Raw genomic sequence first — 6,002 nt, 5'->3', positions numbered from 1 at the left:
AGGCCCTCGCCTGTCAGCAGATCAAAGACGATTCACGAAACAACGTCCCTGGACATCACAACTAGGCTGCCGTCGCCGCCGTCTTGGCCGGGCGTCCGCGTCGCGGCCGTTCGACCGCCAGGTCCCGCTCGATGCTGCGCTCACCGACGTCGGTGATCCGCGCCTCGACCTGATCCAGCCACCGCAGCCGCGCGTCGAGGGTGAACCGCCGCGCCTCGATGATCAGTCCGCGTGCGAAGTCGTCGGGCGTTGGCGCCGCATCCGGAGCGCTCTCCGGCAGGGCGTCCCGAGCCGAGACGCACGACTGGCGCTCGGCCGCGATCACGGCGCGCACGTCGACGCCCGGCAGCGTCGCCGCTAACGCGACCTTGGCGACGACGTCGTCTCGGGAGTCGGATCGCGCCGGCACCTGCCCGAACCAGTCCTGCACCTCCCGTGATCCCTCCGCGGTGATCGCGTAGATCACGTGCCCCTCCTCGTCGCGCCCGCCCGTCGCGACGAGGCCGTCACGCTCGAGCCGATCCAGCGTGTTGTAGACCTGGCCGACATTGACCGGCCACGCCGACCCCGTGCGCCTGTCGAGTTCGGTGCGCAACTGGTAGCCGTAGCACGGGCCCTGGTCGAGCAGTGCGAGCACGTTCATTCTCAGCGACACACGCGGCTCCGATCTCCTGCGGCCGGGGGATCGCCCGCGAGCCGACTATATGCATGCCGGGCGAAGATTTCGCGGCAGGGCCCCGGTGGTTCGCCGAGCCGGGAACCGGGGGAGTGCGTCCGGCAGCGTCAGGCGATCCACGCTCCCGTCGCGGTGGTCACGTGGCTACCGTCGAGATCCGAGAGCTTCATGCCGGCGAAGGAGGCGGCCCACTCGGAGGTCTGCGTGCGGAACGGTGCGCTCCCGTCGGCGAGCACTCCGAGGATGACGGCGGCGACCTGGCCGGGGGATTGCGCATTCGATGAGGCGAACGAATTCATGGTTCGCTCGACGTAGGCGCGCAGGGCGGGTTCATAGGGGCCGGCGGCCGTCAGGGTGGCGCCGATGTCATCCGTCGCGCTGGCGACGAACGCGGTGTTCACGGCGCCGGGCTCGATCACGGCGACCCGCACGCCGACGGCGGCAGCGACAGGGGCGAGCGATTCGAAGAAGCCCTCGACGGCGAACTTCGAGGCGCAGTACGCCTCGTTGAACGGCTGACCCACGACGCCGCCCACGCTCGAAACGGCGACCAGCACGCCCGAACTTCGCCGGAGGTGCGGCATCACCGCACGCGTGAGGGCGACGACGCTGAAGAAGTTCGTCTCCATGACGGCGCGTACCTCGGACACCGATTCGTTCTCGATGGTTCCGACGTGACCGGCGCCGGCGTTGTTGACCACGGCATCCAACGCCCCGAACTCGGCGATCACGTCATCGACGCACCGCTTGATCGCGCCCTCGTCGGTCACGTCGAGTTCTCGGATCGAGAGCTCCACTCCCGCCTGGGCGGCGCGCGTACGCAGCGCCTCGCCGCGGGCCTGAGCGTTCCGCATGGTCGCGACGACCGTCCAGCCGGCTGCGGCTGCTCCGACGGCGAGTTCGAGCCCGATGCCCGAGGAGGTTCCCGTGATCAGTACGACGCGCTTCGACATGGGTTCCGCCTTCGATTCCGGTGACTCCCATTGAAGCACCTCGCCCTCCGGCGAGCGCCGAGTCTCAGCGGCTCCGGCGCTCCCGCTCCTTCGCCAGGGTGTCGGGCTCCGCGTGACCGAAGGTGATGGTGTCCTTCACGGAATCGGGCCCGTCCAGGCTCAGCAGGCCGTCCGGATTCTTCGGATCACGTTCGCCGGTGAGTCGTTCCCCGATGTTCGAGGCGTCTTCGTCGTTCGACATGCCCTCCACTGTACGAGCCCCACCGCGATACGGGGCCGAAAGTGCGAGCGTCGTGTAGAGCATGCCGACTTCACCGCCGAGCGTCTCGAGCGCGCCTCGCATGCGTTCCTCGAGCACGTCGCGTTGATCCTCCGTGAGGCGGTTGTGACCCCCGAAGGTCGGGTAGAGCTCGAGCCACCCCTCGGCGTCGTAGCGCGTTCGCGGGTGAAACGCCAGCGATCCGGCTCGGCGAATCCGTCGACGCTCCGGATGCCCGCGGCGGCCCTGTCGAGCATCCGCTCATAGCCGTCGGCCACGGGAACGGGGGAGCGGTAGAGCACGGCGAAGGGCGTTCCCGGCACGATGTCGTCGTAGATCTCGGCGAAGAGGGGTGCGGCATCCGGGGGCACCTGGGCCGCGTTCCAGAACACGGTCAGCCGGGCCGACGGCCTCACCACCGCGGCGGCGGCGCGTGCTCCGGCGAGAGGGTCGATCCAGTGCCAGGTCTGCCCCGAGACGACGCCATCGAACGTGCGGCCGGCCGCATCCCACTGCTCGAAGCGCGCGATCTCGACCGGTGTGCCGTCCCTGCGGGCGACCGCGGCCATGCGCTCGTCGGGGTCGATGCCGAGAACGGATGCGCCCTCGCTCGCAACTGACGCGCTTGGATGCCGGTGCCGATGCCCACATCGAGAAACTCTCGGCCGGGAGCGGTGTCGATGATCTTCCGGATCAGTTCTTCCGGGTAGTCAGGGCGCGTGCGGTCGTACCGCTGGGCGTCGGCGCCGAATGATTCTGCGACGTCACGGTGGTGGTGCGATTCAGGGCCGCCAGCGCCCGCATCGGCTAAAGTGGGCGTGCGCCCACACTAGTGGGCGTGCGCCCATACCAGCAAGGAGCAGGCATGCCGACCGGAATCGCCCTGCAGGACGCACGCGCGAGGTTGTTCGCAGCGGCGACGCGGCTGCTCGAGCGGGAGGGCGCCGCCGGCCTGACGAGTCGTGCGCTCACCGACGAGGCCGGTGTCGCGAAAGGCGTGCTGCATCGGTATTTCTCCGACTTCGACAGCTTCCTCGCTGAGCTGCTCGAGGACCGCATCGCCTCGATGTCGGCGTGGTACTCGGCACTCGTGGATCGGACAGGGGAGGGGGAGCTCATCGACAACGTCGTCGACGCCGTGGAGTCCTTCTTCCGGCCGCCGACAATGGCACTCATCTCGCTCGTCATCACCAACGACCGCCTGCGCGATCGGCTGCGCCGCGAGTTCCCCACTGGAGGCATCCCCCTTCTGGCTCCCGCCGTGCGCGGCCTGTCCGCCTACCTCGAGGCCGAGCGGGGGATCGGGCGACTGCGCGCCGACGCGGAGACGGGCATCCTGGCGCTCACCATCGTCGGCACGGGACACCTGCTCCACGGCGGCGAGCTGGGAGCGGAGCCGGATCGAGCAGCGGTCTTCGAGGTGATGGAATCCATCCTGCTGCCGGCGCTGCCGTAGCGATCCCACCCGCGCGGCGCTGGCGGTTGCGCACGTCTGATGCTTGGATCGTCCCGTGGGTGATCCCGGTCATTTCGATCGGCACGCGGAACTCTACGACAGGGCCCGGCCGCCATACCCGCCGTCGCTGTGGGAGCGGCTGCGGCAGCTCGGCCTGCTCGTTCCTGGCACCCGCGCCCTCGACCTGGGAGCCGGCACCGGACAGGCGACGGGCGCGCTCCTGGATGCCGGCCTGACCGTCACGGCGATCGAGCCCGGTGCCCGACTGGCCGCCCTGCTCGCCGCACGATTCCCTGCAGTCACCCTTCTGAACACCACAGCGGAGAACGCCCCGTTGGCCGCGAACTCGTTCGAGCTAGCGGTCGCCGCGACCTCCGTTCATTGGATGGACCTCGGCGTCGTGCTGCCGTCACTGCACGCCGCCCTCGTGCCCGGCGGACACTTCGTCGTCTGGCGCAACGCCTTCGGTGATCCGCGCGTGAGCACGCCCTTTCGGGATCGGATCGCGGCGATCGTCGGGGGGCGGAAGGAAGAGCCGAGAACCGTGCCGGGGGAGACGGAGACCGACCGCTGGGCGCGCGAGCTGAGCGGGGGTGGATGGTTCCAGGTGCGTGAGACCCAGGAGTTCCGGTGGAGCGTGCGACTGCGGGCCGACGAGGTGAGGGACCTCTTCACGACCTTCAGCGATTGGACTCCCTCGGAGGCGGAGCGCGCCGCGGAAGCGGTTCGCGAACTGGGCGGCAGCGTGGTCGAGCACTACCTGACGCCGATGATCGTGCTCCGACGCCTGAGCTAATCTGCATCGGGCTCGGCGGGGGAGAGCGCACGGAGGTCTGCTGCCTCCGTAGCTGCCGGCGCTTCTGCGAGGAACTGCGCCCAGCCGCGTTCACCGCGCATCGCCGACGGCGCTGCGAGGTTCTCGCCGGCCCGATAGGCACGCCCGACCGCCCCCGGCATCCGCAGGGCCAGGCGGGGTCGCCTTCTGCCTCGCAACGCATCGTACGTCGTGACGAGCTCGCCGATGCCGAGAACCTCGGGGCCCGCCAGGTCTGGCGTCGCCCCGGCAGGCGCAGCGAGCGAGAGCTGCACGAGCCGAGCGGCGACCTCATCGACGTGCACCGGCTCGAACCGAAGCCCGCCGGGCAGGGGAGTGATCGGCAGGCGGGCGAGCCCCTTCACGATCGGCAACAGGAAATCGTGCAGCTGCGCTGCTCGCAGCACCGTCCAGGGCACACCGGAACCCGCGATCGCCCGCTCGGCGGCTGCTTTCGCCCGGAAGTAGCCGATGGGCATGCGGTCGGCACCGATGACGGAGATGAGCACGATGTGCCGCGCGCCCGCCTCGTGGGCCGCAGCGGCGAGGTTGCGGGCGGCGATGTCGTCTCCCTTGGCTCCGCCGGCGAGATGGAGCACCGTCTCGACGCCGGCGAGGGCCGCTCTCAATCCTGTCCCCGCCACGGTGTCGCCGGCCACGTGCTGCACACCGGCGTAGTCCGGCAGGGGATGCCGGCTGAGGATGCGCACCTCGCGGCCTGCGGCTCGCAGCAGGGGCACGACGCGGCGGCCGATGGTGCCGGTGCCGCCGGTCACGAGCAGAGGTGAAGGCATGGAAGACTCCTGTCGGTCGTGTCACACCGGGACGATGCGCCCCGTCGATAAGGTGACGAGCGGCAGACGGAGGACGTGACATGACCGATCAGCGAATTCTGGCGAGGCGTTTCGAGACGCTACGACCACGCCTGCTCGCGATCGCGCGCCGCCTGTTGTCGTCGCAGGCCGACGCGGAGGACGCGGTGCAGGAGGCGTGGCTGCGGCTGAGCCAATCGGATGTCACGCACATCGAGAACTTGGACGCCTGGCTGACCACGGTCGTCTCGCGAATCGCCCTCGACATGCTGCGCGCGCCCCGGCGCATCCGGGAACGCTCATGGGAAATCGAACCCTGGCCCTCCGAGCCGGCGTCCGCCGTGGGGGATCCCGCCGCGGAGGCAGAGCGCGGCGACCGGGTGACGGCCGCGCTGCTGATCGTGCTCGACGCGCTGAGCCCGGCGGAGAGGGTCGCGTTCGTGCTGCACGACGTCTTCGACCGGCCGTTCGACGAGGTGGGGGAGACCCTGAACCGGTCCGCCGCCGGCGGGTGCGTGATGCCACGGATCCGGGTCGGCCGGAGCCCCGTCGAGCCCGTGAGGTGATCGACGCCTGGCTGCTCGCCGCCGAGCACGGCGATGTGCGGGCGCTCTTGGGCCTGCTCGATGATGGCGCCGTGCTGCGAGCCGACTTCGGAGCCAGCACCCACGTCGTCTCGGGAGCTCGTGCCATCGCCGACCAGGCCGTTCTCTCCGGCCGCCTGGCCGCCCATTCCACGCCGGTGCTCATCGGCGGCCGCCCCGGAGTCGCCGCCGTCCTGAACGAGCGGCTGGTGTCGATCATGGCCTTCGACATCGTCGACGGCCGCATCACCGGCCTGGAGGTGCTGGCGGATCCGCACCGTCTCGACGCTGGACGTCGCTGAGATCCACAACGCCCATCGTCCAGGCGCACAGCAGCGCCCGGATGCGTGACGCGACCAGCCGGAAGGTCGAGAGCCCGAGGCTCAGGGAAGTGGTCTCTGCGATTCCTCGCCCGCGTTCGCTGAGCCTGTCGAAGCGTCGCAACGTG

8 protein-coding genes and 1 pseudogene are annotated in these 6,002 nt (G+C 70.0%); 4 read left to right on the top strand and 5 right to left on the bottom strand.

Annotated elements, in window-relative coordinates; translation table 11 throughout:
* Positions 1–61: 61 nt before the first annotated feature.
* The 4 genes and pseudogenes from WDJ51_RS01725 to WDJ51_RS15500 all read right to left on the bottom strand — a co-directional run.
* Positions 62–655, bottom strand: a complete 594-nt coding sequence (locus tag WDJ51_RS01725; protein WP_337850697.1) for a PadR family transcriptional regulator — start codon at positions 653–655, stop codon at positions 62–64.
* A 128-nt stretch (positions 656–783) separates the two neighbouring features.
* Entirely contained in the window at positions 784–1,629 is an 846-nt protein-coding gene (locus tag WDJ51_RS01720; protein WP_337850696.1) for an SDR family NAD(P)-dependent oxidoreductase, read from the bottom strand.
* Between the two features lie 64 nt (positions 1,630–1,693).
* Positions 1,694–1,987 (bottom strand): hypothetical protein, encoded by a 294-nt coding sequence (locus tag WDJ51_RS01715; protein ID WP_337850695.1) that lies wholly within the window; start codon positions 1,985–1,987, stop codon positions 1,694–1,696.
* A 356-nt stretch (positions 1,988–2,343) separates the two neighbouring features.
* Positions 2,344–2,457: pseudogene (locus WDJ51_RS15500) on the bottom strand (hypothetical protein); the annotation flags it as partial.
* A 296-nt stretch (positions 2,458–2,753) separates the two neighbouring features.
* Between WDJ51_RS15500 and WDJ51_RS01705 the strand changes: the two are divergent.
* Entirely contained in the window at positions 2,754–3,344 is a 591-nt protein-coding gene (locus WDJ51_RS01705) for a TetR/AcrR family transcriptional regulator (protein WP_337850693.1), read from the top strand.
* A gap of 55 nt (positions 3,345–3,399) precedes the next feature.
* Positions 3,400–4,140, top strand: a complete 741-nt coding sequence (locus WDJ51_RS01700; RefSeq protein ID WP_337850692.1) for a class I SAM-dependent methyltransferase — start codon at positions 3,400–3,402, stop codon at positions 4,138–4,140.
* On the opposite strand, the gene WDJ51_RS01695 is transcribed toward WDJ51_RS01700, so the two are convergent.
* Positions 4,137–4,952, bottom strand: coding sequence for an SDR family oxidoreductase (locus WDJ51_RS01695; protein WP_337850691.1), 816 nt, complete (start codon positions 4,950–4,952; stop codon positions 4,137–4,139). The genes WDJ51_RS01700 and WDJ51_RS01695 overlap by 4 nt on opposite strands.
* An 80-nt stretch (positions 4,953–5,032) precedes the next feature.
* On the opposite strand from WDJ51_RS01695, the gene WDJ51_RS01690 reads away from it, so the two are divergent.
* Together WDJ51_RS01690 and WDJ51_RS01685 are read left to right on the top strand one after the other, a co-directional pair.
* Positions 5,033–5,536, top strand: a complete 504-nt coding sequence (locus tag WDJ51_RS01690) for a sigma-70 family RNA polymerase sigma factor (RefSeq protein WP_337850690.1) — start codon at positions 5,033–5,035, stop codon at positions 5,534–5,536.
* A complete protein-coding gene (locus tag WDJ51_RS01685) occupies positions 5,533–5,856 on the top strand; it encodes a hypothetical protein (protein ID WP_337850689.1) in 324 nt (107 codons plus the stop codon). Before WDJ51_RS01690 ends, WDJ51_RS01685 begins: the two co-directional genes overlap by 4 nt.
* Positions 5,857–6,002 lie beyond the last annotated feature (146 nt).

It is taken from the genome of Rathayibacter sp. YIM 133350, assembly GCF_037404875.1.
In the GTDB taxonomy this organism is placed as follows: Bacteria; Actinomycetota; Actinomycetes; order Actinomycetales; family Microbacteriaceae; genus Orlajensenia.
The sequence above is the reverse complement of the archived record's forward strand: the minus strand, read 5'-3'. Positions and strand labels throughout refer to the sequence as shown.

Bases quoted from the DNA above. Each gene is read 5' to 3' on its own strand.
- WDJ51_RS01720 (WP_337850696.1), bottom strand. From the start codon at position 1,629: ATGTCGAAGCGCGTCGTACTGATCACGGGAACCTCCTCGGGCATCGGG.
- WDJ51_RS01705 (WP_337850693.1), top strand. From the start codon at position 2,754: ATGCCGACCGGAATCGCCCTGCAGGACGCACGCGCGAGGTTGTTCGCA.
- WDJ51_RS01695 (WP_337850691.1), bottom strand. From the start codon at position 4,952: ATGCCTTCACCTCTGCTCGTGACCGGCGGCACCGGCACCATCGGCCGC.
- WDJ51_RS01690 (WP_337850690.1), top strand. From the start codon at position 5,033: ATGACCGATCAGCGAATTCTGGCGAGGCGTTTCGAGACGCTACGACCA.